Origin of the sequence: Pseudomonas lini (assembly GCF_964063345.1) — a bacterium.
Taxonomy (GTDB): Bacteria; Pseudomonadota; Gammaproteobacteria; order Pseudomonadales; family Pseudomonadaceae; genus Aquipseudomonas; species Aquipseudomonas lini_B.
Genome location: NZ_OZ061318.1, coordinates 5,139,945 through 5,161,933 on the forward strand (window position 1 = coordinate 5,139,945; position 21,989 = coordinate 5,161,933).

At 60.7% G+C, this 21,989-nt stretch carries 24 protein-coding genes and 1 riboswitch; of the genes, 17 read left to right on the forward strand and 7 right to left on the reverse strand.

Going from position 1 to position 21,989, the window contains the following annotated elements; translation table 11 throughout:
- Window positions 1-65: 65 nt before the first annotated feature.
- Together AB3226_RS23285 and AB3226_RS23290 are read right to left on the reverse strand one after the other, a co-directional pair.
- Window positions 66-935 carry a pirin family protein gene (locus AB3226_RS23285; protein ID WP_367374788.1) on the reverse strand — a complete coding sequence of 290 codons (870 nt, stop codon included), beginning with the start codon at window positions 933-935 and terminating at the stop codon, window positions 66-68.
- 61 nt (window positions 936-996) lie between these two features.
- On the reverse strand, window positions 997-1,413 hold the full coding sequence (locus AB3226_RS23290) for an OsmC family protein (protein WP_367374789.1): 417 nt from the start codon (window positions 1,411-1,413) through the stop codon (window positions 997-999).
- A gap of 292 nt (window positions 1,414-1,705) precedes the next feature.
- Here AB3226_RS23290 and AB3226_RS23295 point away from each other — a divergent pair, with 292 nt between their 5' ends.
- Complete coding sequence (locus AB3226_RS23295; RefSeq protein ID WP_367374790.1) at window positions 1,706-2,170, forward strand: DUF3859 domain-containing protein; 465 nt, start codon at window positions 1,706-1,708, stop codon at window positions 2,168-2,170.
- Between the two features lie 73 nt (window positions 2,171-2,243).
- Here the strand turns inward: AB3226_RS23295 and AB3226_RS23300 are convergent, their stop codons facing one another.
- From AB3226_RS23300 to purM, 3 genes are read right to left on the reverse strand one after another with little or no spacing between them, the layout of a single operon-like run.
- A complete protein-coding gene (locus AB3226_RS23300) occupies window positions 2,244-2,957 on the reverse strand; it encodes a DUF3108 domain-containing protein (protein ID WP_367374791.1) in 714 nt (237 codons plus the stop codon).
- Window positions 2,958-2,965: 8 nt separating this feature from the next.
- A complete protein-coding gene (purN, locus tag AB3226_RS23305) occupies window positions 2,966-3,616 on the reverse strand; it encodes a phosphoribosylglycinamide formyltransferase (RefSeq protein ID WP_367374792.1) in 651 nt (216 codons plus the stop codon).
- On the reverse strand, window positions 3,616-4,674 hold the full coding sequence (gene purM, locus AB3226_RS23310; RefSeq protein WP_010456810.1) for a phosphoribosylformylglycinamidine cyclo-ligase: 1,059 nt from the start codon (window positions 4,672-4,674) through the stop codon (window positions 3,616-3,618). The genes purN and purM overlap by 1 nt, the downstream gene beginning before the upstream one ends.
- A 390-nt stretch (window positions 4,675-5,064) precedes the next feature.
- Here purM and AB3226_RS23315 point away from each other — a divergent pair, with 390 nt between their 5' ends.
- From AB3226_RS23315 to AB3226_RS23335, 5 genes are all read left to right on the forward strand, one after another.
- Window positions 5,065-6,123, forward strand: coding sequence for a DUF2066 domain-containing protein (locus tag AB3226_RS23315; RefSeq protein WP_367374793.1), 1,059 nt, complete (start codon window positions 5,065-5,067; stop codon window positions 6,121-6,123).
- Between the two features lie 30 nt (window positions 6,124-6,153).
- A complete protein-coding gene (locus AB3226_RS23320; protein ID WP_367374794.1) occupies window positions 6,154-7,227 on the forward strand; it encodes an AI-2E family transporter in 1,074 nt (357 codons plus the stop codon).
- A 229-nt stretch (window positions 7,228-7,456) separates the two neighbouring features.
- Window positions 7,457-8,161: a DnaA regulatory inactivator Hda gene (gene hda, locus AB3226_RS23325; protein WP_007898944.1), complete on the forward strand. Its 705-nt coding sequence runs from the start codon at window positions 7,457-7,459 to the stop codon at window positions 8,159-8,161.
- A gap of 227 nt (window positions 8,162-8,388) precedes the next feature.
- Window positions 8,389-9,039 carry a C40 family peptidase gene (locus tag AB3226_RS23330; protein WP_367374795.1) on the forward strand — a complete coding sequence of 217 codons (651 nt, stop codon included), beginning with the start codon at window positions 8,389-8,391 and terminating at the stop codon, window positions 9,037-9,039.
- A 165-nt stretch (window positions 9,040-9,204) separates the two neighbouring features.
- Window positions 9,205-9,741 carry a C40 family peptidase gene (locus AB3226_RS23335; RefSeq protein WP_367374796.1) on the forward strand — a complete coding sequence of 179 codons (537 nt, stop codon included), beginning with the start codon at window positions 9,205-9,207 and terminating at the stop codon, window positions 9,739-9,741.
- A gap of 165 nt (window positions 9,742-9,906) precedes the next feature.
- Here the strand turns inward: AB3226_RS23335 and AB3226_RS23340 are convergent, their stop codons facing one another.
- Complete coding sequence (locus AB3226_RS23340) at window positions 9,907-11,220, reverse strand: sorbosone dehydrogenase family protein (protein WP_367374797.1); 1,314 nt, start codon at window positions 11,218-11,220, stop codon at window positions 9,907-9,909.
- 68 nt (window positions 11,221-11,288) lie between these two features.
- Window positions 11,289-11,873 carry a hypothetical protein gene (locus AB3226_RS23345; protein WP_367374798.1) on the reverse strand — a complete coding sequence of 195 codons (585 nt, stop codon included), beginning with the start codon at window positions 11,871-11,873 and terminating at the stop codon, window positions 11,289-11,291.
- A gap of 154 nt (window positions 11,874-12,027) precedes the next feature.
- A riboswitch (cobalamin riboswitch) is annotated at window positions 12,028-12,262 on the forward strand.
- Window positions 12,263-12,342: 80 nt separating this feature from the next.
- Here AB3226_RS23345 and cobO point away from each other — a divergent pair.
- From cobO to AB3226_RS23400, 11 genes are all read left to right on the forward strand, one after another.
- The gene (gene cobO, locus AB3226_RS23350; RefSeq protein ID WP_008071512.1) at window positions 12,343-12,954 is read left to right on the forward strand and encodes a cob(I)yrinic acid a,c-diamide adenosyltransferase; all 612 of its coding nucleotides are present in this window, start codon (window positions 12,343-12,345) and stop codon (window positions 12,952-12,954) included.
- Between the two features lie 10 nt (window positions 12,955-12,964).
- Complete coding sequence (locus tag AB3226_RS23355; RefSeq protein ID WP_367374799.1) at window positions 12,965-14,347, forward strand: cobyrinate a,c-diamide synthase; 1,383 nt, start codon at window positions 12,965-12,967, stop codon at window positions 14,345-14,347.
- The gene (gene bluB, locus AB3226_RS23360; protein WP_367374800.1) at window positions 14,344-14,994 is read left to right on the forward strand and encodes a 5,6-dimethylbenzimidazole synthase; all 651 of its coding nucleotides are present in this window, start codon (window positions 14,344-14,346) and stop codon (window positions 14,992-14,994) included. The genes AB3226_RS23355 and bluB overlap by 4 nt, the downstream gene beginning before the upstream one ends.
- Window positions 14,991-15,899, forward strand: a complete 909-nt coding sequence (cbiB, locus tag AB3226_RS23365) for an adenosylcobinamide-phosphate synthase CbiB (protein ID WP_367374801.1) — start codon at window positions 14,991-14,993, stop codon at window positions 15,897-15,899. Before bluB ends, cbiB begins: the two co-directional genes overlap by 4 nt.
- A complete protein-coding gene (cobD, locus tag AB3226_RS23370) occupies window positions 15,892-16,884 on the forward strand; it encodes a threonine-phosphate decarboxylase CobD (protein ID WP_367374802.1) in 993 nt (330 codons plus the stop codon). The genes cbiB and cobD overlap by 8 nt, the downstream gene beginning before the upstream one ends.
- 5 nt (window positions 16,885-16,889) lie before the next feature.
- Window positions 16,890-18,353, forward strand: a complete 1,464-nt coding sequence (locus AB3226_RS23375) for a cobyric acid synthase (protein WP_367375835.1) — start codon at window positions 16,890-16,892, stop codon at window positions 18,351-18,353.
- A gap of 147 nt (window positions 18,354-18,500) precedes the next feature.
- Entirely contained in the window at window positions 18,501-19,022 is a 522-nt protein-coding gene (gene cobU / locus AB3226_RS23380) for a bifunctional adenosylcobinamide kinase/adenosylcobinamide-phosphate guanylyltransferase (RefSeq protein WP_367374803.1), read from the forward strand.
- Window positions 19,019-20,074: a nicotinate-nucleotide--dimethylbenzimidazole phosphoribosyltransferase gene (gene cobT / locus AB3226_RS23385; protein WP_367374804.1), complete on the forward strand. Its 1,056-nt coding sequence runs from the start codon at window positions 19,019-19,021 to the stop codon at window positions 20,072-20,074. Before cobU ends, cobT begins: the two co-directional genes overlap by 4 nt.
- Window positions 20,071-20,646 (forward strand): alpha-ribazole phosphatase family protein, encoded by a 576-nt coding sequence (cobC, locus tag AB3226_RS23390; RefSeq protein WP_367374805.1) that lies wholly within the window; start codon window positions 20,071-20,073, stop codon window positions 20,644-20,646. Before cobT ends, cobC begins: the two co-directional genes overlap by 4 nt.
- Window positions 20,647-20,648: 2 nt before the next feature.
- The gene (locus tag AB3226_RS23395; RefSeq protein ID WP_367374806.1) at window positions 20,649-21,383 is read left to right on the forward strand and encodes an adenosylcobinamide-GDP ribazoletransferase; all 735 of its coding nucleotides are present in this window, start codon (window positions 20,649-20,651) and stop codon (window positions 21,381-21,383) included.
- Window positions 21,384-21,568: 185 nt separating this feature from the next.
- Complete coding sequence (locus AB3226_RS23400) at window positions 21,569-21,973, forward strand: MarR family winged helix-turn-helix transcriptional regulator (protein WP_048394362.1); 405 nt, start codon at window positions 21,569-21,571, stop codon at window positions 21,971-21,973.
- Window positions 21,974-21,989: the final 16 nt, after the last annotated feature.

Genomic DNA, 21,989 nt, shown 5'->3' on the forward strand with positions numbered 1-21,989 from the left:
CGTGCGCGAATTTTGCGAACGACCTCGCAATTGTGGGAGCGGGCTTGCCCGCGATGGCGGTGTTACTAACGCCCCGAAGGCAACTCAATCCGCTCACTTTCCCCCGGTACTGTCGGCCAATCCCCGGCCGCCCAGCGCCGACGCGCTTCATCGATCAATGCCGGATCGCTGGCCACGAAATTCCAGTTGATCCGTCGCGGTTCATCCAGCGGCGCGCCGCCAAACAACATGGCATGACAGTCGCTCTCGGCGAACAGTGTCATCTCTGCCCCGGCCGGCAATACCACCAGCGAATGCGGCTCCAGCGGCTCGCCATCAAGCTGCACCTCACCGCTCAGCACATACAGTGCCCGTTCTTCATGCTCGATGGGAATCAGCAATGTGGTCGCCGCTTGCAGGTTCAATTCGGCGTACAGCGTAGGAGAAAGCACTGGGACCGGCGATTCGAGGCAAAAGCCTGACCCGGCGATCATCCGTATCTTCACGCCAAGGTTATCGCTGACGGGTAGCGTGGCCGCCGGATGGTGACTGTAATGCCCCGGGCCGTGTTCACGATCCTTGGGCGAAGCCAGCCAGATCTGTAAGCCGTGCATCGTAAAGCCGCTGTCTTTCAATGGTTCGGGCGTGCGTTCGACGTGGGCAATTGCGCTACCCGCCGTCATCCAGCTGACATCGCCAGCATTCACCACCTGATCGGAACCGAGGCTGTCCTTGTGCTGGATTTGTCCTTCGAACAAGTAGGTGAGGGTGGACAGGCCGATGTGCGGATGCTGACGGATGTTCATGCCTTTGCCCGCCGGGTAACGGGTTTCGAGCATGTGGTCGAAAAACACGAAAGGCCCGACGTTGCGGCATTTGGCTGACGGCAGCGGGCGAAGAATCGGCTGGCCTTCGACATCTTCGGCGCGAGGGCGGATCACGAGCGGAGTGTTCATGGTGCATTCCAGGCTGAGCGGGTGACGCAGGGAGCATAACCCGCTTGCGCAGCCCTTGCCGCTATTGGCTGAAGGCGCCTTCGGACAGATGGGTTTCGATGCTGATGTCGGAAGTGGTCATCAGCTTGTGTACCGGGCAGCGGTCGGCCACGCGGTGCAGCTCGTCACGCTGGGCGTCGGTGAGCACACCCTTGAGCGTGAGTTCGACGTGCAGGGCGTACTTGCCTTTCTGTTCTTCACTGTTGTCGCGCGTGACTTCAACCTCGACGCCCGTCAGCGGGATGTCCTTTTTCTTGGCATACATTTTCAGCGTCAGGGCCTTACAGGCACCCAGGGCTGCGTCGAAGTAGTCGTGTGGTTCAGGCGCGGTGCCTTCGCCGCCAGAGGCTTTCGATACATCGGCAAAGAGTTCGTGGTCATCGATCTGGACGCTGTGACGAAAACCTTCGGCGCAGATGGTATTGACGGTAACAGTCATGGGAAACCTCGCAGGGATCAGGGAAAAGTCATTCGGTCAAAAAAGACCCTGAAGTTATAGAGCATTCCTTCAAGTTCGCGTTCCACTTTCTTGGTGGGGGATTTGACCAGACGCAGAACCTGTAGGAGCGAGGCTTGCCCGCGAAGAATGCACCGCGGCTTTTCAGGTATTACGCGTCATCGTTCTTCGCGGGCAAGCCTCGCTCCTACAGGATTGCATTGAACTCAAGGTTGTCATCGTCCTGTCACCCCCGCGTCATACCCTCGCGCTCATCTCAATCAAGGAGCGCGCCATGTACCTCACCCGCTTAGCCACCCTGGCCACTATAATGTTCGTCAGTGCTCTGGCCAGTGCCGAAGTCCGCGTCGAAGGCTCGGTGGAATATGGCGTCTTCGCTGGCCCGAAAGCCGAACTGCAATCGGGCGAGCGGGTTTTACGGCGCAGCAATGAACAGATCCAGCAGACCGAAATCGTCCCCGCCAAACTGGGCACCAAATTCGGTATGCGTTACCAGTTGGCCGGCAAGGTCGCCGAAGACCAGCCGCTGACGTTGCTCTATTTCACGCCGGGCATTCGTACTCCGGATGGCGTGCGTCACGACAAGCTGGAAGTCACTCAGAAACTGGTACCCGGCGCTCCGCAGGACCTGATGGCCTACGAGTTCACCGAAAGCCACGAAGTCGTTCCCGGAGAATGGCGTTTCATGGTGTTCCAGGGCGATCGCCTGCTGGCTCAGCAACGCTTTACCGTGCGCTGATCGCTCTCTCGCCCAGCCAAATGCCAGACGAAAAAAAGCCCCGCGTTTTGCGGGGCTTTCATTTTGTTGCGGATCAGCCGCCTTTGACCGGCTTGCCGTTGACCGTGCCGTCGAGGAGCATGATGTTGTACTCCTTGCCGTCGGTTTCGACCTGTTGCAGACGGACCAGCAGGTAATCCCAGTCCTTGGCGAACCACAGGACGGTGATGCGCTTGCTTTGTGTCGGGTCGCGCACGCGCTCGACCTTGATCGCATCGATCTGGCCAGCCTTGGTGTCGACTTTCTCCGAACCCAGCACGCGGAAGTCATAGGTATCGACTTCGCCGTCATCGACGACTTGATAGCTCATGCTTTTCTTGCCGGCGGCCACGTCATGCTGCAGCGCCAGTTGATAGGTGGACTTGTCGACCATGCCGCGGTTGAGCGGGAGCTTGACGGCGTCACCGCGATCGGTGCCGGTGACCATCTTGTTGGTCCAGTCGAAGTCCAGATCAGCTTTCTTGGCTTTGCCCAGACCGCCGCGTTCGAAGTGGTAGGACTGTGGCAGCAGCGTGTCCTTGTCCAGGGTCAGGGTGCTTTCTTCGGTCAGGCTGGCGATCATCATCGACGCCTTGAAGCTGAGCTTCCAGACGCCGTTGGTTCCCTTGGTCAGGCTGCGTTCGGCGGTGCCGCTCATGGGCAACTGCTTCCAGTCGGCGGTGTAGCTGGCGGAGAAGGGTTGAAGGTCTGCGGCCTGCGCAAACGGCAGGGCGAGCAGAGCGCAAGCGAAGAGCAGGGCACGACGCATAAAATCTCCTAGGTACGAATCAAGTGGCCGCTGGCCGCGAGTAACTGTCCGTCCAGTAAAGCACCTTGTTCGCCGAGTGATACACGACCTTCGGCAAACCAGCGTACGGCCATCGGGTAGATCAGGTGTTCCTGGGTATGGACTCGCTGCGCCAGACTCTGCGGCGAATCGTGCAACTCTACCGGTATTACTGCCTGTACGACCAGTGGTCCGCCATCGAGTTCCTCGGTGACGAAGTGCACAGAACAGCCGTGTTCAGTGTCGCCGGCCTCCAGCGCGCGCTGATGGGTGTGTAACCCTTTGTATTTGGGCAGCAGCGAGGGATGGATATTGAGCAGGCGACCCTGATAGTGGCGCACGAAGTCAGCGCTGAGAATGCGCATGAAACCGGCCAATACCACGAGTTTGGGGTTGAAGGCGTCGATCAGTTCGATCAGCGCGGCATCGAAGGCCTCGCGACCTTCGAAAGCCTTGTGATCCAGGGTGCGGGTATCGATACCCGCGTCCCTGGCGCGTTGCAGGCCGTAGGCGTCGGCGCGGTTGGAAATCACCGCAGCGATGCGGGCCGGGCTGTCGCCGGTCCGCGTGCTGTCGATCAAGGCCTGCAAGTTACTGCCGGTGCCGGACAACAGCACCACCACATCACAGGTCTGGGACATCAATGAGCCTTGAGGTTCTTCAGTTCAACCTGGGCCGCGCCTTCGGCAGCGGTGGCGATCTGACCGATGACCCAAGGCTGTTCGCCGGCTTCACGCAACACGTTCAGCGCGGTTTCAACGTGCTCTTGGGCCACGCAGATAACCATGCCGACGCCGCAGTTCAGCACGCGGTGCATTTCGTTTTCGTCAACGTTGCCTTTCTCTTGCAGCCAGTCGAACACGGCAGGGCGAGTCCAGCTTGCAACGTCAACCACCGCTTGTGCGCCTTTTGGCAGAACACGCGGGATGTTGTCCAGCAGACCACCACCGGTGATGTGGGCCATGGCTTTGACGGCGCCGGTGTCTTTGATCAGCTTGAGCAGCGGCTTCACGTAGATGCGGGTCGGGGCCATCAGCAGGTCGGTCAGCGGTTTGCCGTCAAGCTGGATGTTTTCGATGTCTGCACCGGACACTTCGATGATCTTGCGGATCAGCGAGTAGCCGTTGGAGTGCGGGCCGGAAGACGGCAGGGCGAGCAAGGCATCGCCGGCAGCGACTTTGGAACCGTCGATGATTTCGGACTTTTCCACGACGCCGACGCAGAAGCCGGCCAGGTCGTAGTCTTCGCCTTCGTACATGCCAGGCATTTCAGCGGTTTCGCCGCCGACCAAGGAGCAGCCGGACAGTTCACAGCCAGCGCCGATGCCGGTCACGACCTGGGTCGCGGTTTCGACATTGAGTTTGCCGGTGGCGTAGTAGTCGAGGAAGAACAGCGGCTCTGCGCCGCAGACCACCAGGTCGTTCACGCACATGGCAACCAGATCGATGCCGATGCTGTCGTGCTTGTTCAGGTTCAGCGCCAGGCGCAGCTTGGTGCCGACGCCGTCAGTGCCCGATACCAGCACCGGTTGTTTGTAACCGGCCGGGATTTCGCAGAGGGCGCCGAAACCGCCCAGGCCGCCCATGACTTCCGGGCGCGCAGTGCGCTTGGCGACGCTCTTGATGCGTTCGACCAATGCTTCACCGGCGTCGATGTCTACACCGGCGTCCTTGTAGCTCAGGGAGGGTTGCTTGCTCATGATCCAGGCCTTTAGGGGGGATTCAGGGGTAACGACCGAGTCCAGTGGGGCCACTGAAACAGGCGAAGGGCAATTGCCATCCGCGAATTTCAGGGCGCCCGGCTGTTGCCGGTCTGCGAAGGCGCGCGATTTTATCAGGCTTGAGGGGCAGCGACCATCCTCGTGCCGACGGGTAGAGGCATATCGCGTTAAAAAAACCGATATTGCGCGTATTGGTGGCGTCCCACATGGCTGTATAAGGTATTGACGCTAACCGTCTATCGTTATGACAGTGCGAAAACTTAATGTGATCGTGTGAATGTTTTGCTTGAGTGTGTGGTCACAGCCTAGCTCAATCATCTTCGTGTTCATGCGGTTTGTTCCAGCCGCTCTTGTCGTCAGGAATCTTTCATGCGTTTTCTTAAATTCTTGTTCGTGGGCTGTTTATCCGTGGTCAGCCTGACCAGCCATGCCGAAACAGTCAAAAGCCTCTATCAAGTGCGCGAGCCTGTCAGCAGCCAGACGCCGGAGGAGCGCGATCAGGCGACTCAGCGGGCGCTGGATACGTTGGTGTTGCGCCTGACCGGCGACCCCAAGGCGGCGCAGAGCCCTGGTCTGGCGGCTGTGCGCAAAGACCCTCAGCAGATTATCAGCCAGTTCGGTTATGACGCCGGACCGCCGGAGGTGCTGAAAGTCGATTTCGATCCAGCCACCACCGAACAGGCCTTGCGGCGTGCCGGGTTGGCTGTGTGGGGTGCCAATCGGCCGTCGATCCTTGGCTGGTGGTTGAACGATTCCACTGAAGGTTCGAGCCTGGTCGGCGATGGCCAGGCCAGTGCCACGCCACTGCTTCGAGCGGCGCAACATCGTGGGCTGCCGCTGCGTTTGCCGCTGGCGGACCTGAACGAGCAGATTGTCGCCACTGCGCCGAATCTGGAAAGTGCAGAGCCGGCACCGCTGCGGGGCGCATCCGACCGTTACAATGCCGACGCGTTGCTGGCGGTGCATGCCCGTGAAGAGGGGGGTCAATGGCAAGCCAAGTGGCGTTTGTGGTTGGGCGATCAGAAAGAAGCCGGTAGCGCGCAGGGCGCCGATACCGCCGCGCTGGCCGATGCGGTGATGCTGGCGGTCAGCCAACGCCTGGCACCGCGTTTTGCCGCCAAGCCGGGCGCATCGAGCGAGCAATTGCTGGAAGTGCAGGGCATGAATCTGGAGCACTATGCAGCGCTCGGGCGTTTGCTGGAGCCTTTTGGCGCACGTCTGCAAAGCGTTGATGGTGACCGCGTGCTTTATCGGGTCAACGGCAGCGCCGATCAACTGCGGGCGCAGTTGTCCTTGGCCAGGTTGCAGGAAATTCCGGCCGGTGAGGCGCCGGCCCCCGTGACGCCTGTTCAGCCCGTGGCGGCTGGCTCGACACCGGCCGTAGCGCCAGCCCCGGCACCGATGCCGCAGTTACGTTTTCGCTGGTAGTTTTTCTTTATATAGAAGCAGGAGTGGTACATGGCCGATACACGGCGTTGGTTCTGGCTCGGTGGGGTGGTCCTGCTTTGCGCGTTTGTTTACCTGTTGCACCCGATCCTGACGCCGTTCCTGGTGGCGCTGTTGCTGGCCTATCTGTTCGACCCGCTGGTGGATCGACTGGAGAAGTACGGTCTGTCACGGACCTGGGGTGTGGTGGCGGTGTTCGCCTTGTTCACGTTGATCGTCACCGCGTTGCTGTTGGTGTTGGTGCCGATGCTCGCCAGGCAGCTGTTTCGCTTGTATGAACTGGCACCGCAAATGCTCGACTGGTTGCAGCACACCGCCGTGCCGTGGGCGCAATCGAAGATCGGGTTGTCGGACGGCTTCTGGAAGTTCGACAAGCTCAAGGCGGCGTTCAGCGAGCACATGGGCCAGACCACCGATGTGGTGGGGGTGGTGCTGAGTCAGGCGACGGCTTCAGGTCTTGCGCTGATTGGCTGGCTGGCCAATCTGGTGCTGATTCCGGTGGTGAGTTTTTATCTGCTGCGCGACTGGGACCTGATGATGGCCAAGATCCGCAGCCTGCTGCCGCGTGATCGTGAAGAGCGCGTCATGTCCCTGGCGGGTGAATGCCATGAAGTGCTCGGCGCGTTCGTGCGTGGGCAGTTGCTGGTGATGCTGGCGCTGGGCGTGATCTACGCCGCAGGCTTGATGATCGTCGGGTTGGAGCTGGGGCTGTTGATCGGCCTGATTGCCGGTCTGGCGGCGATCGTGCCGTACATGGGGTTCGTCATCGGGATTGGGGCGGCATTGATTGCTGGTCTGTTCCAGTTCGGTGGCGATTTGTATCCCATGATCGGTATTGTCGCGGTGTTCATGGTCGGCCAGGCGCTGGAAGGCATGGTCCTGACGCCGTTGCTGGTGGGCGACCGGATCGGTCTGCACCCGGTGGCGGTGATTTTCGCGATCCTGGCCGGCGGCGAGTTGTTCGGTTTTACCGGAGTGCTGCTGGCATTGCCGGTGGCGGCGGTGATCATGGTCCTGGTGCGCCACGTGCATGATTTGTACAAGGATTCGGATATCTATGGCGGTGTCGACGAATCCGGGCTGTAAGTTTTTTTGATCGCTATAGCGGGCAGTCTGGTTTCGTGCCAGGTTTGCCCGTATCGCTCGCGTGGCTGTCACATGCGCTGTCAAAGAAACGGTCATAAAACCAGTGCGTTAACGCAAACCTTTGATTTTGCTTGTGGTCTGTCGCATTGTGCGGTCAGCCTCACGGGTATAAACTTCGCAAACTTTACACAGAGGCCACTAACGGTTCCTTTGGAACTGTTCAGTCAGCATGAAACCGATTCAGCTGCCCCTAGGTGTGCGTCTGCGTGATGACGCTACCTTTATCAATTACTACCCAGGCGCCAATGCCGCTGCACTCGGCTATGTCGAGCGGCTCTGCGAAGCCGACGCCGGCTGGACGGAAAGCCTGATTTACCTCTGGGGCAAGGACGGAGTAGGGCGCACGCATTTGTTGCAGGCAGCGTGTCTGCGCTTCGAACAACTGGGGGAGCCGGCGGTGTACCTGCCATTGGCCGAGTTGTTGGACCGCGGCATCGAAATCCTCGACAACCTCGAACAATACGAACTGGTCTGCCTGGACGATCTGCAGGCGGTCGCCGGAAAGGCGGATTGGGAAGAGGCGCTGTTCCATCTGTTCAATCGTCTGCGTGACAGTGGCCGGCGTCTGCTGATCGCCGCCTCGACATCTCCGCGCGAACTGCCGGTGAAGCTGGCAGACCTCAAGTCGCGGCTGACACTGGCACTCATCTTCCAGATGCGCCCGCTCTCTGATGAAGACAAATTGCGTGCCTTGCAGTTGCGCGCATCGCGTCGCGGCCTGCACCTGACCGACGAGGTCGGGCATTTTATTTTGACTCGCGGTACCCGCAGCATGAGTGCGCTTTTCGAGCTGCTTGAACGCCTCGATCAGGCCTCCCTCCAAGCTCAGCGCAAGCTGACAATCCCGTTCCTGAAAGAAACCCTTGGTTGGTAAAAACCTGGATCAGGCTCAGGTTTTACAGGGGGGTCGGCATATTCCAGGCGTCAACAAATCCGCTTTCCTGCAAGAAGGCAGGCTGCGCAAAAGTTCAAAATGGGCTTAAGCGCTTAGATGTAAACGAGAAACCGATAAGTCACATAAAGATCGATTGAATTTGCAAATGAGGTTGATAGCGGGCATAGTCTCGGCTTCTTTAGAAACTATCAGCCACGGTCGTGCCCATGCTAAATCGCTTCGCACCCCTCGTGCCTCTCGCACTCGTCACCCTGTTGTTCGGTTGCGCTGCTCACTCTCCAGTGTCCCAGCAAGCGCCACAACAGCAGGTTTCAAATTCAGTTACCGCGCAGTCTTCCGTTCTTTTCCAGGAAACTCTTTACCAAGACGGCGTGGCCACCGATAAAGAACTGGCAGACTTCGCCGGCGGCAAGTCGTACCAGCTTCCGGTTCTGGCCGACAGCATCCTCGAACGTGGCATGTCCCTGATCGGTACCCGTTACCGTTTCGGCGGCACCTCCGAGGCTGGCTTCGACTGCAGCGGCTTCATCGGTTATCTGTTTCGTGAAGAGGCCGGCATGAACCTGCCGCGCTCCACTCGCGAAATGATCAACGTTGACGCTCCTCTGGTTGCTCGCAGCGCTCTCAAGCCAGGTGACTTGCTGTTCTTCGCCACCAATGGCCGTCGCGGTCGTGTCAGTCACGCCGGGATCTACCTGGGTGACAACCAGTTCATCCACTCCAGCAGCCGCAAAAGCGGTGGTGTCCGGATCGATAGCCTGGGCGACAGCTACTGGAGCAAGACCTTCATCGAAGCCAAGCGCGCACTCGCGATGGCGCCGAATACGGCACCGGCTATCGTCACTGCACGCAAGTAAGCGGACAGTTTGTAAGGCGAACTTAAAGTCTTACTTGAAGTTTGCCGCGTAGCCGCTAGAATCCTGATCTATTATTGATGGCAAACCGCCTGCGTTCTGCGCAGGCGGTTTTCTTTTCTGTCTCTGTGGCAGAAAAAGCCGCAGCCAGATCAGGATGTTCTGCTTATGACGATGTCGGCCCGCCTCGCACTCATGTTCTTCGCAGCGCTGCTCAGCGCCTGCGCCAGCCGCACACCGCCACCTGCGCCGGTGGTCCGCGCTCCAATTGTTTTCGGTCCTTCCCAAGCCTTTTCCCCTGCGGCAGAAGACGTGCTGTTTCGCGCGCTGGGTCTGGTGGGAACGCCTTATCGTTGGGGTGGCAACACGCCGGATTCCGGGTTCGATTGCAGCGGTCTGATCGGTTACGTGTATCGCGATGTCGCAGGCATTTCCTTGCCGCGCTCCACCCGCGAGATGATCGGCATGCAGGCCCCCAATATCGGCAAGGAAGGCCTGCAAACCGGTGACCTGATTTTCTTCGCCACCAATGGAGGCTCCCAGGTCAGCCATGCCGGGATCTACGTCGGCGAAGGCCGCTTCGTCCACGCGCCAGCCACTGGCGGCACGGTCAAGCTGGACAGCTTGTCCAAAGCTTACTGGCAGAGAGCCTATCTGAGCGCCAAGCGTGTCTTGCAACCCGAGCACTTGGCACATAATCCGTAGTGCAGGTTGTCATGACCAGGTCTCACCCTCTGTTGTAAACGCTGATCCCCTGTGGGAGCGGGCTTGCCCGCGAAGACGGCGGCACATTCAACATCGATGTAGTCTGGGCTGCCGCTATCGCGGGCAAGCCCGCTCCCACAGGGTTTTCGTCTTGCAGTAATAACATTATTTAGCCGCGCTAACGCGCCACACCTTGTTCCCCACATCATCCGCCACCAGCAAGCCTCCTTGCTGATCAATCACCACGCCCACCGGCCGGCCCATGGCTTTTTCCTCGTCATTGAGGAAACCAGTGAGCACATCCACTGGTTGCCCGGTCGGTTTGCCGGCGCTGAACGGCACGAAAATCACTTTGTAGCCACTGTGCGGTTTGCGGTTCCACGAGCCGTGCTGGCCGATGAAGGCACCTTGAGTGAACGGCGCGGGCAACTTGCTGCCTTCGGCGAAGGTCAGGCCCAGTGATGCGGTGTGTGGCCCCACCGCGTAATCTGGCGCAATGGCCTTGGCCACCAGCTCAGGGTTTTGCGGCTCGACGCGAATGTCGACGTGCTGGCCGTAATAGCTATAAGGCCAACCGTAGAACCCGCCGTCCTTCACGGATGTGATGTAGTCCGGCACCAGGTCGCTGCCGATTTCGTCACGCTCGTTGACGGCGGTCCACAGTGCGCCGCTCTGAGGCTCCCAGGCCAGACCGTTTGGATTACGAATCCCCGAGGCGAAGATCCGATGGTTGCCGGTGGCGCGATCCACTTCCCAGATCGCCGCGCGTCCTTCCTCCTGATCCATGCCGTTTTCACCGACGTTGCTGTTTGAGCCCACGGTGACGTACAGCTTGCTGCCATCCTTGCTGGCGATGACGTTTTTGGTCCAGTGGTGATTCAGCGTGCCGCCCGGCAGATCGACCACCTTGATCGGCTGCGACTTGATCGCCGTCTCGCCATCTTCGTAGTGGAAACGCAGCAGGCGATCAGTGTCGGCGACGTACAGGTCATTGCCGACCAGGGTCATGCCGAACGGCGAGTTAAGGTTTTCCAGAAACACCGTGCGGGTTTCGGCGACGCCGTCGTGGTCCTTGTCCCGCAGCAGGGTGATGCGGTTCGGGCTGGGGACGCCGGCGCCGGCGCGACCCATGACTTTGCCCATGACCCAGCCGCGAATGCCTGTGCCGTCATCGGGTTTGGGCGGTGCGTTGGTTTCGGCCACCAGCACATCGCCGTTGGGCAGCACATAGAGCCAGCGCGGATGATCGAGGCCTTCGGCAAACGCCGCCACTTGAGTCCCGGCCGCGGTGACGGGTTTCTTGCCTTCAGGCCAGCCGATCGCCGGGGCGATGTTCACCGTCGGGATCAGGGTTTTATTCGGCTCTGGCAGCTTGGGCGACGGTCCGGTTCCGTCCGAGACTTGCAGGCTGGAGGTTTCACCACAGGCGGCGAGCCCTCCGGCGAGCGCGATGATGAAAACGAGCTGGGGTTTGTGCATTACTGATCTTCCCTATGAATGCATTGACGTAATCATAGAGAAGCGTAGACGTTCGATGGTTCAACCCGTCAGCCGCGAGCTTCCTTGAACAATACGGCGATCCCTGGATGATAGTTGCCGGCTTCATTACGCAACTTGCGGTAGGCGTAAGGGAAATACCAGGCCACGGCGCAGGTGTGTTCCTTTTGCAGGTCATCGACCATGTCCTGGAGTTCTTCCGGGGTGGCGCTGTGTTGGGCTTTTTGTGGCGCGACAAACAGACAACCGAGTTTCAGATCGCTGGCGTAGCTGATTCGCTTCGCGTCACTGGTGATGTCCGCCAGTGCCTGGGTCAGGTTCAGGCTATTGACTCGCGGCCAGCGCTGGGTGGCCTGGAGATATGCGCGTTCTTCGCTGCTGGCGATAAACAGATCGGCGCGGGCGTTGCGTTCGCCTTCTTCGGTCTGTTTGCGCGTCGACGTTTGTTGCAGCGTGACCATTTCTGCCATCCAGGCCGCAGCGGAGAGCAGGCCCAGGTTGGCGTTTTCGTCGTACCAGTAAGGTGTATCGTTATCGCCGCGCACGGCGTTGTAGCGGTCGATACAGTCAAACCAGCGTTCCAGCACCGGCCGCAGGAATTGCAGCTTCGGATTGCTGATGATCATGCCTTGCATGTGGCTCACCCTTATTATTGTGTTGTCAGGTTGTGGCTCTTTGATATCACTGCTGGCAGTGTGGCACAAGATTGGCGTCAGTTAATTGATCGACGGCAGTTATTCGCTCAGCGGCGACCCGGCTTTAATTGACGCTCCATCCCCAACCCTCTAACCTTCGCGGCTTGTTTCAGGTGCTCTGTGACCTTGGTCGACAGAGTGAAACAGGGAAACCGGTGAGTGAATTTCTTCCAGCGAAGAATGATCACGATCCCGGCGCTGCCCCCGCAACGGTAAATGAGTGAAGACTGCGCCTTGAGCCACTGTGTCTAGTGCTGACATGGGAAGGCGCGCAATCAGGCGCAAGCCGCTCATGAGCCCGGAGACCGGCCTGATTCATCCAACGGCATCACGGTGGGCGATGCCAGGCTTCTTGCCGTCTATTCTTGTGCCTGCCCGCCGTTATCCAGCCTCAACGGAGAGCTCCCCCATGACTGATACCCCCGATCGTGACGAACGCCACCTGGCGCGCATGCTGCGCAAAAAAGCGGTGATCGACGAACGCATCGCCAACTCGCCGAATGAATGCGGTTTGCTGCTGGTGCTCTCCGGCAACGGCAAAGGCAAAAGCAGCTCGGCGTTCGGCATGCTTGCGCGGTCCATGGGCCACGGTATGCAGTGCGGCGTGGTGCAGTTCATCAAGGGGCGCACCAGCACCGGCGAGGAGTTGTTCTTCCGGCGCTTCCCGGAGCAGGTGCGTTTTCATGTGATGGGCGAGGGCTTCACCTGGGAAACCCAGGATCGCCAGCGCGACATTGCCGCCGCCGAAGCCGCTTGGGCGGTGTCCCGCGAATTGCTGCGTGATCCGGCCATTGGCCTGGTGGTGCTTGATGAATTGAACATCGCCCTCAAGCACGGCTACCTCGATCTCGATCAGGTGCTCAGCGACTTGCAGGCCCGTCCGCCGATGCAGCACGTGGTGGTCACCGGTCGTGGCGCCAAACCGGAGATGATCGAACTGGCCGACACCGTCACTGAAATGGGCATGATCAAGCACGCCTTCCAGGCCGGAATCAAAGCGCAAAAAGGCGTCGAGTTGTGAACAGCACTTTATGAATAGCCATCGTCAATGCCCGGCGGTACTGATCGCCGCGCCGGCCTCCGGTCAGGGCAAGACCACCGTCACCGCCGCGCTCGCCCGTTTGCATCGCAATCAGGGGCGCAAGGTTCGCGTGTTCAAATGCGGCCCGGACTTTCTCGACCCGATGATTCTCGAGCGCGCCAGCGGTGCACCGGTTTATCAACTCGACATGTGGATGGTCGGCGAGCAGGAAAGTCGGCGTCTATTGTGGGAGGCCGCTGGCGATGCCGACCTGATCCTCATCGAAGGCGTCATGGGGCTGTTCGACGGTACGCCGTCCAGCGCCGATCTGGCGCGGCACTTCGGTGTGCCGGTGCTCGGCGTGATCGACGGCACCGCCATGGCGCAGACGTTTGGCGCGCTAGCATTGGGCCTTGCGCGTTATCAGCCGGACTTGCCGTTTGCCGGTGTGCTGGCCAACCGGGTCGGCACCGTGCGGCATGCGCAGTTACTCGAAGGCAGCCTGACTGAAGGCTTGCGTTGGTACGGAGCGTTGTCCCGGGAGACCGGGATCGAATTGCCGAGTCGGCATCTCGGCCTGGTTCAGGCCAGTGAATTGAATGATCTCGACCTGCGTCTCGATGCGGCGGCCGACTCCTTGGCCAGCAGTTGCGATGTGGCTCTACCGCCGGCCGTGGAATTCGCCGCGCCTGAAATGATTGCAGCCGAACCGTTGCTGGCCGGTGTGCGAATTGCCGTGGCCCGGGACGAAGCTTTCGCATTTACCTACGGCGCGAGTCTGGATCTGCTGCGGGCCATGGGCGCCGAATTGTCTTTCTTTTCGCCGATCCGCGACACCGAATTGCCGCAGGCAGACAGCCTTTATCTGCCCGGCGGTTACCCCGAACTGCACCATGTGGCGTTGTCACAAAACACGCCGATGCTGACCGCGATCCGCGCTCATCACGCGGCGGGCAAACCGTTGTTGGCCGAGTGTGGCGGCATGCTGTATCTGCTGGATTCCTTGACCGATGTCGAGGGCACTCGCGCTGAACTGGTTGGCCTGCTGGCCGGTGATGCGGTGATGCAGAAGCGTCTTGCCGCGTTGGCCTTGCAGGCGGTCGAATTGCCGGAAGGTTTGCTGCGTGGGCACACCTATCACCACTCGTTGACCAGCACTGAACTTGAGCCAATTGCTCGAGGTTTGAGCCCGAATGGCGGGCGAGGGGCGGAGGCGGTTTATCGTGAGGGGCGGATGACGGCCTCTTATGTGCATTTTTATTTTCCGTCCAATCCATCGGCGATTGCAGCGCTGTTTGTGCCTGATCGTGAGGCCGCCATCGCGAGCAGGCTCGCTCCCACATTGGATCACCTAAACCCTGTGGGAGCGGGCTTGCCCGCGAAGAGGCCATGACGGACAACGCATTCAGCCAGGCCGAACGCGACGCAGTTTACCGAGCCATCGCCGAACGCCGCGACATGCGGCATTTCAGCGGCGGCACCGTCGAACCCGAGCTACTACGTCGTCTGCTCGAAGCCGCGCACCAAGCGCCGAGTGTCGGCCTGATGCAGCCCTGGCGTTTCATCCGTATCAGCGACCGGGCACTGCGCGGCAAGATCCAGCAGCTGGTGGAAGAAGAACGCATCCGCACTGCCGAAGCCCTCGGCGAGCGTTCCGACGAATTCATGAAGCTCAAGGTCGAAGGCATCAACGACTGCGCCGAGGTGCTGGTCGCCGCGCTGATGGACGATCGCGAACGGCATATCTTCGGCCGTCGTACGCTGCCGGAAATGGACATGGCCTCATTGTCTTGCGCCATCCAGAACCTTTGGCTCGCGTCCCGCGCCGAAGGCCTGGGCATGGGCTGGGTGTCATTGTTCGAGCCGCAAGCGCTGGCGGACTTGCTAGGTTTACCGAGCGGGGCCAAGCCTTTGGCCATTCTTTGTCTGGGGCCGGTCGAGGCATTCTATCCGGCGCCGATGTTGGTACTCGAAGGCTGGGCGCAAGCGCGCCCACTCAGCGAGTTGCTGTATGAAAATTATTGGGGAGTGAGTCAATGAGTGTGGCGTTGTTGAGTGTCGCCGCGGTCGCGCTGGATGCGCTGCTGGGTGAACCCAAGCGCTGGCATCCGCTGGTGGCGTTCGGTCGTTTTGCCGATCGCATCGAGCAACGTTTCAACTCCGGTGGCCGCGGCTGGCGCAGTCATGGCGTTACGGCCTGGGTGATGGCGGTCGTGCCGCTGACTTTGCTGGCCACCGCACTTTCCTGGGCGCCTTACGTGGGCTGGATCGTCGAGATTCTCGTGCTCTATTGTGCCCTCGGCATGCGCAGTCTCGGCGAGCATGTCGAGCCGGTGGCCAAGGCCCTGCGCAGTGATGATCTGATCGAGGCGCGCAACCGCGTCGGCTATCTGGTCAGCCGTCAGACCAGCGAGCTGGATGAAACCGAAGTCGCCCGCGCCGCCACCGAATCGGTGCTGGAGAACGGCAGCGATGCGGTATTCGCCGCGCTGTTCTGGTTTGCCGTGGCGGGTGCGCCCGGCGTGGTGCTCTATCGTCTGAGCAACACGCTCGATGCGATGTGGGGTTATCGCAACGAACGCTTTGAGCGTTTCGGTTGGGCGGCGGCGAAGATCGATGATGTTTTGAACTACATTCCCGCACGCCTGGTGGCGTTGACCTACGCGCTGCTGGGCAAAACCCGACTGGCGCTGAAGTGCTGGCGTACCCAGGGCCCGACCTGGGACAGCCCGAATGCCGGGCCGGTGATGGCGGCCGGTGCCGGTGCGCTGGGCGTCGAGTTAGGCGGTGCGGCGATCTATCACGGTGAACTGCATCAGCGTCCGAAGTTGGGCGAAGGCGTGCCGGCGGATGCCGATTCTATCGACCGTGGCTGGCAATTGGTCCAGCGCGGGGTATGGTTATGGCTGCTGATTCTTTGCGTGGGGGCTGAGTTCTATGCTTGAGCACGGTGGTCGCTTGCGCAAGGCGGCGCTTGAATACGGCATTGCCGAAGCCGATTGGCTCGACCTGTCCAGTGGCCTGGCGCCTTGGCCATTCGCGGTCCCGGACATCCCGCTGCGGGCCTGGGCGCGGTTGCCGGAAACCGATGATGGCCTGGAGCAGGCCGCCTGCGACTATTACGGTGCGGCCCAAGTGTTGCCGGTGGCCGGGTCGCAAATGGCGATCCAGTTGCTGCCGCGTTTGCGCCGGGCCGGCAAGGTCGGCGTGCTGTCGCCGTGTTACGCCGAACACGCCGAAGCCTGGCGTCGCAACGGTTACATCGTGCGTGAAGTGTTGGAGTCGGAAGTCGATTTCTTTCTCGACAGCCTCGACGTGCTGGTGGTGGTCAACCCGAACAATCCCACGGGGTTGAGCCTGACCCCGGCTCGCCTGCTGGATTGGCATTCGCGGCTGGCTCAGCGCGGTGGCTGGCTGGTGGTGGATGAGGCATTCATGGACAACACCCCGCATTTGAGCCTGGCGCCGTTCACCCATCAGATCGGCTTGATCGTGCTGCGCTCCTTTGGCAAATTTTTCGGCCTGGCCGGGGTGCGGCTGGGGTTTGTATTGGCCGAACGCAAGTTGCTCAAGCTGCTGGCAGAACAGGTCGGACCTTGGGCGGTGAGCGGACCGACCCGCGTGCTCGGCCAGGCGTGCTTGACGGATACCGAGGGGCACACGCGACAGCGCGTTCGCACTGACGAAGCCGGCGAACGTCTGGCGTTGCTGCTTGAGCAGTATGGTTTCAAGCCTCAGGGCGGCTGCGCATTGTTCCAATGGCTGATCACCGAGCGCGCCGAAGCGCTGCATGAATTCATGGCCCGGCGCGGCATTCTGCTGCGGTTGTTCACCCACACCAGCAGCGTGCGGTTTGGCTTGCCCGCCGATGAAGCGGATTGGCTGCGTCTCGAGCAAGCGCTTGAAGCCTGTGTCAAGGAAGTGCAATGACTACATTGAAGGTGCAGGGCGCCACTTTAATGGTGCAGGGCACCACGTCCGACGCCGGTAAAAGCACGCTGGTGACGGCGCTGTGTCGCTGGGTCACGCGTCAGGGTGTGAGTGTCGTGCCGTTCAAGCCGCAGAACATGGCCCTCAACAGCGCGGTGACTGCTGACGGTGGCGAGATTGGCCGTGCTCAAGCGGTGCAGGCCCAGGCCGCCAACCTCGAACCGCACACCGACATGAACCCGGTGCTGCTCAAGCCCAATAGCGATACCGGCGCTCAAGTGATCATTCATGGGCGAGCGGTCACCACCATGAATGCCGTCGCCTATCACGACTACAAGGCCATCGCGATGCAAGCGGTGCTGGCTTCTCATGAACGCTTGAGCGCGGCGTATCCAGTGGTGATGGTCGAAGGGGCGGGCTCGCCAGCCGAGATCAATCTGCGCGCCGGCGACATCGCCAACATGGGGTTTGCCGAGGCGGTGGACTGCCCGGTCGTGCTGATTGCCGACATCAATCGCGGTGGCGTTTTCGCGCATTTGGTCGGTACGCTGGAGCTGCTGTCGCCCAGCGAACAGGCGCGGGTCAAAGGCTTCATCATCAACCGTTTTCGCGGCGACATCGCCTTGCTGCAACCGGGGCTGGACTGGCTTGAAGCACGCACCGGCAAACCGGTGATAGGCGTCTTGCCGTATGTAATGGACCTGCATCTTGAGGCCGAGGACGGTCTCGATCAGCGTCAGACCGACAAGGCCGATCAAGTACTCAACGTGGTGGTGCCAGTACTTCCGCGCATCAGCAACCACACCGATTTCGATCCGCTGCGCCTGCATCCGCAAGTGGATCTGCAATTCATCGGCCCCGGTCAGGCGATTCCGCCGGCCGACCTGATCATTCTTCCCGGCTCGAAAAGCGTGCGCAGCGACCTCACGTACCTGCGGGCCAACGGCTGGGACACGGCTATTTCGCGGCACTTGCGCTACGGTGGAAAAGTGCTGGGAATCTGCGGCGGTCTGCAAATGCTCGGCGAGCAGGTGCACGACCCGCTGGGCCTCGAAGGAGCACCGGGCTCCAGTGCCGGTTTGGGCTTGTTGGCGTTCGAAACGCAGCTCGAAGAAGAGAAGCAGTTGCGCAATGTACGTGGGCGTCTGGTGCTGGAAGATGCAGAGGTCAGTGGCTATGAAATTCATGCCGGGGTGACCACCGGGCCAGCCCTGGAAAATGCCGCGGTGCAGCTCGACGATGGTCGCTGCGATGGCGCGCAAAGTGTCGATGGGCAGATTTTCGGCACGTATCTGCATGGCTTGTTCGAGTCACCGGCAGCGTGCAGTGCGCTGTTGCGCTGGGCTGGTTTGCAGGATGTGCAGGCGGTGGATTACCACGCCTTGCGTGAGCGCGATATCGAGCGGTTGGCGGATCTGGTGGAGAAGCATTTGGATACTTCGTTGCTGCGTGAGCTCTGTGGGATTTGAGGTGGCTGCACAGGCCTCATCGCGGGCAAGCCCGCTCCCACAGGTTCCGCGGGTGGACAGAAATCTGTGAACAGCCTCGATCCTTGTGGGAGCGGGCTTGCCCGCGATGAGGCCCGTCCCGACACCGAAGATTTTAAGGAATAAACCATGCTGCAACTGATCCTCGGCGGCGCCCGCTCTGGCAAAAGTCGCCTGGCTGAAAAACTGGCGACAGACAGTCAACTCCAAGTCACTTACATCGCCACCAGCCAACCCCTGGACGGTGAAATGAACGAACGGGTGGCCCATCATCGCGCCCGTCGTCCAGCCGAATGGGCGTTGATCGAAGAGCCGCTGGAACTGGCCCGCGTGCTGCGCGAAAACGCCAGTGCCGATCGTTGCTTGCTGGTGGACTGCCTGACGCTGTGGCTGACCAATCTACTGATGCTCGACAACGCCGAGCGTCTGTCGGCCGAACGCGAAGCCCTGCTGGACTGCCTGGCATCGTTGCCGGGTGAAATCATTTTTGTCAGCAACGAGACCGGGATGGGTGTCGTACCGCTGGGCGAGTTGACTCGCCGTTATGTCGATGAAGCCGGTTGGCTGCATCAAGCCTTGGCCGAGCGCTGTCTGCGAGTTGTCCTGACCGTCGCCGGCCTGCCCCTGACTTTGAAAGGAACTGCGTTATGACTCACTCCTGGTGGCTGAACCCGTGCAAGCCAATCGACGCGCAAGCAGTCGAGCAGGCGCAGGCGCGTCAACAGCAACTGACCAAGCCTGCCGGCTCGCTCGGCCAGCTCGAATCGGTAGCGGTGCAATTGGCCGGGTTGCAGGGGCAGGTCAAGCCGACGCTCGATCAGCTGTGGATCACGATTTTTGCCGGTGACCATGGTGTGGTCGCCGAAGGCGTGTCGGCGTTTCCGCAGGAAGTCACCGGGCAGATGCTGCACAACTTTGTCAGCGGCGGCGCGGCGATCAGCGTGTTGGCGCGGCAGTTGGGCGCTTCCCTGGAAGTTGTCGACCTCGGCACCGTCACGCCGTCGTTGAATCTGCCGGGTGTGCGTCACCTGAATATCGGTCCGGGTACGGCGAATTTCGTCCAGGGGCCGGCGATGACCCAGGCCCAGGGCGAACTCGCCCTGCAGGCCGGCCGCGACAGTGCGCTGCGCGCTATCGCAGCCGGCGCACAGTTGTTCATCGGTGGCGAAATGGGCATCGGCAACACCACCGCGGCCAGTGCGTTGGCCTGTGCGTTGCTCGATTGCCCGGTGGTGCATCTGGCCGGGCCAGGCACCGGTTTGAACGCGGCGGGTGTCATCCATAAAGCCCAAGTCATCGAGCGCGCCTTGGCGTTGCATGGCGTTCAGCGTAGCGATGCGCTGCAGACCTTGTTCAACCTCGGCGGATTCGAAATCGCTGCGCTGGTCGGCGCCTACCTGGCCTGTGCTCAGGAAGGTATCGCGGTGTTGGTCGACGGGTTTATTTGTAGCGTCGCTGCGTTAGTGGCGGTGCGTTTGAATCCGGCCTGCCGTGAGTGGTTGCTGTTCGGTCATCGCGGCGCCGAGCCGGGTCATCGCCATGTGCTAGAAACCCTGAACGCCGAACCGTTGCTGGACCTCGGTCTGCGACTGGGCGAGGGCAGTGGCGCGGCATTGGCCGTGCCATTGCTGCGTCTGGCCTGCGACCTGCACGGGCAGATGGCGACATTCGCCGAAGCCGCGGTGGCGGATCGCCCGGCATGACCTTGCGCCTGGACCTGTTGCGGCACGGCGAAACTGAACTCGGCGGCGGTTTGCGCGGCAGCCTCGACGATGCGCTGACCGATAAAGGCTGGGAGCAAATGCGCACCGCGGTGATCGAGCAGGGACCCTGGGATCGACTGGTCAGTTCGCCGTTGCAGCGTTGTGCGCGTTTTGCTGAAGAGCTTGGGGCGCAACTGGGTTTGCCGGTGCAGCTGGATAAGGATCTGCAAGAGCTGCACTTTGGCGCCTGGGAAGGGCAGAGCGCGGCGGCGTTGATGGAAACCAGTGCCGAGGCGTTGGGCTTGTTCTGGGCCGATCCCTATTCATTCACGCCGCCTGACGGTGAGCCGGTGGCGGATTTTTCTGCGCGAGTGTTGGCGGCCATCGAGCGGCTGCACACGGCCTATGCGGGGGAGCGAATCCTGCTGATCAGCCATGGTGGCGTCATGCGTTTGTTGCTGGCTCAAGCGCGCGGATTGCCGCGTGAGCAGTTGCTCAACGTTGAAGTCGGCCATGGCGCGCTGTTCTCGTTGTCGCTCCAATCCGGCGTCTTGTTGAGGGAAGCGATCTGACCATGTTGCCATTCTGGATCGCCCTGCAATTTTTGAGCAGCCTGCCGATTCGTCTGCCGGGCATGCCGACACCCGAGGAGCTGGGCCGGTCGCTGCTGTTTTATCCGCTGGTCGGTTTGTTGTTCGGCGCGATTCTGTGGGGGCTGAACTGGCTATTGCTGGGCACGCCATTATTGCTTCACGCCGCATTGCTGCTGAGTGTTTGGGTTGTGCTCAGCGGCGCGTTGCATCTGGATGGCCTGGCCGATAGCGCCGATGCGTGGCTCGGTGGCTACGGCGACCGTGAACGCACCCTGACCATCATGAAAGACCCGCGTAGCGGGCCGATCGCCGTGGTGACGCTGGTCCTGGTATTGCTGCTCAAGTTTGCCGCGTTGCTGGCGTTGATCGAACAGCAGCACAGCGTGGCCCTGATCATCGTTCCATTGATTAGCCGCAGCGCGTTACTGGGTTTATTCCTCACCACGTCTTACGTGCGTCCCGGTGGATTGGGGCAGGCACTGGCCGATCATCTGCCGCGTTTGGCCGGCAAACAGGTGTTGGTGATCAGTGCGGTGGCCTGTGTGCTGATGGCTGGCCTCAGCGGTGTAGGAGCACTTGCGTTGGCGACGGTGCTGTTTGTCTGGTTGCGGCAAGTGATGGTGCGGCGATTGGGCGGGACAACGGGCGATACGGCGGGGGCGTTGCTGGAATTGCTGGAGGTGGCGGTGCTGGTGGGATTGGCGTTGGTCTCATGAATAATGTGGTGGATGTGCTGACGCCTTCGCGGGCAAGCCCGCTCCCACAGGGTTATCGGGTTAATCACAAAATAGCGCCACACCACTCATCCTGTGTGGGAGCGGGCTTGCCCGCGAAGGCGATCTATTCTACAAAGCAATTTTTGAAACTTGCTTTCATTTAACCGCGGGTATATACACGCACTATGCTTCCTTCTCAATGTTTGTGTACCAACCTGCGTCGCGCCGCTCGTGGCGTCAGCAGGCATTACGACGGTGCCCTCGACGGCTTCGGGATTAACGTTGCCCAGTATTCTCTGCTGTGCAATCTGCAGCGTCTGGATCAGCCGAGTATCTCGTCTCTGGCCGAAGCCATGGGCCTGGATCGCAGCACCCTCGGGCGCAATCTGCGGGTGTTGGAGGGCGAAGGCCTGGTGACGTTGGTCGAAGGCGAGGACATGCGCAATCGCATCGTCCTGCTCACCGAAACGGGTCGTGAACGTCTGGCAGCGGCCTTGCCGGCCTGGGAAGCGGCGCAGCAGCGGTTGATTGATCGTTTGGGTGCCGAGAAGCGTGAAACCTTGCTGAAATTGCTGGACGAACTGGCTTGAGGCCAGTTTGTTCGAT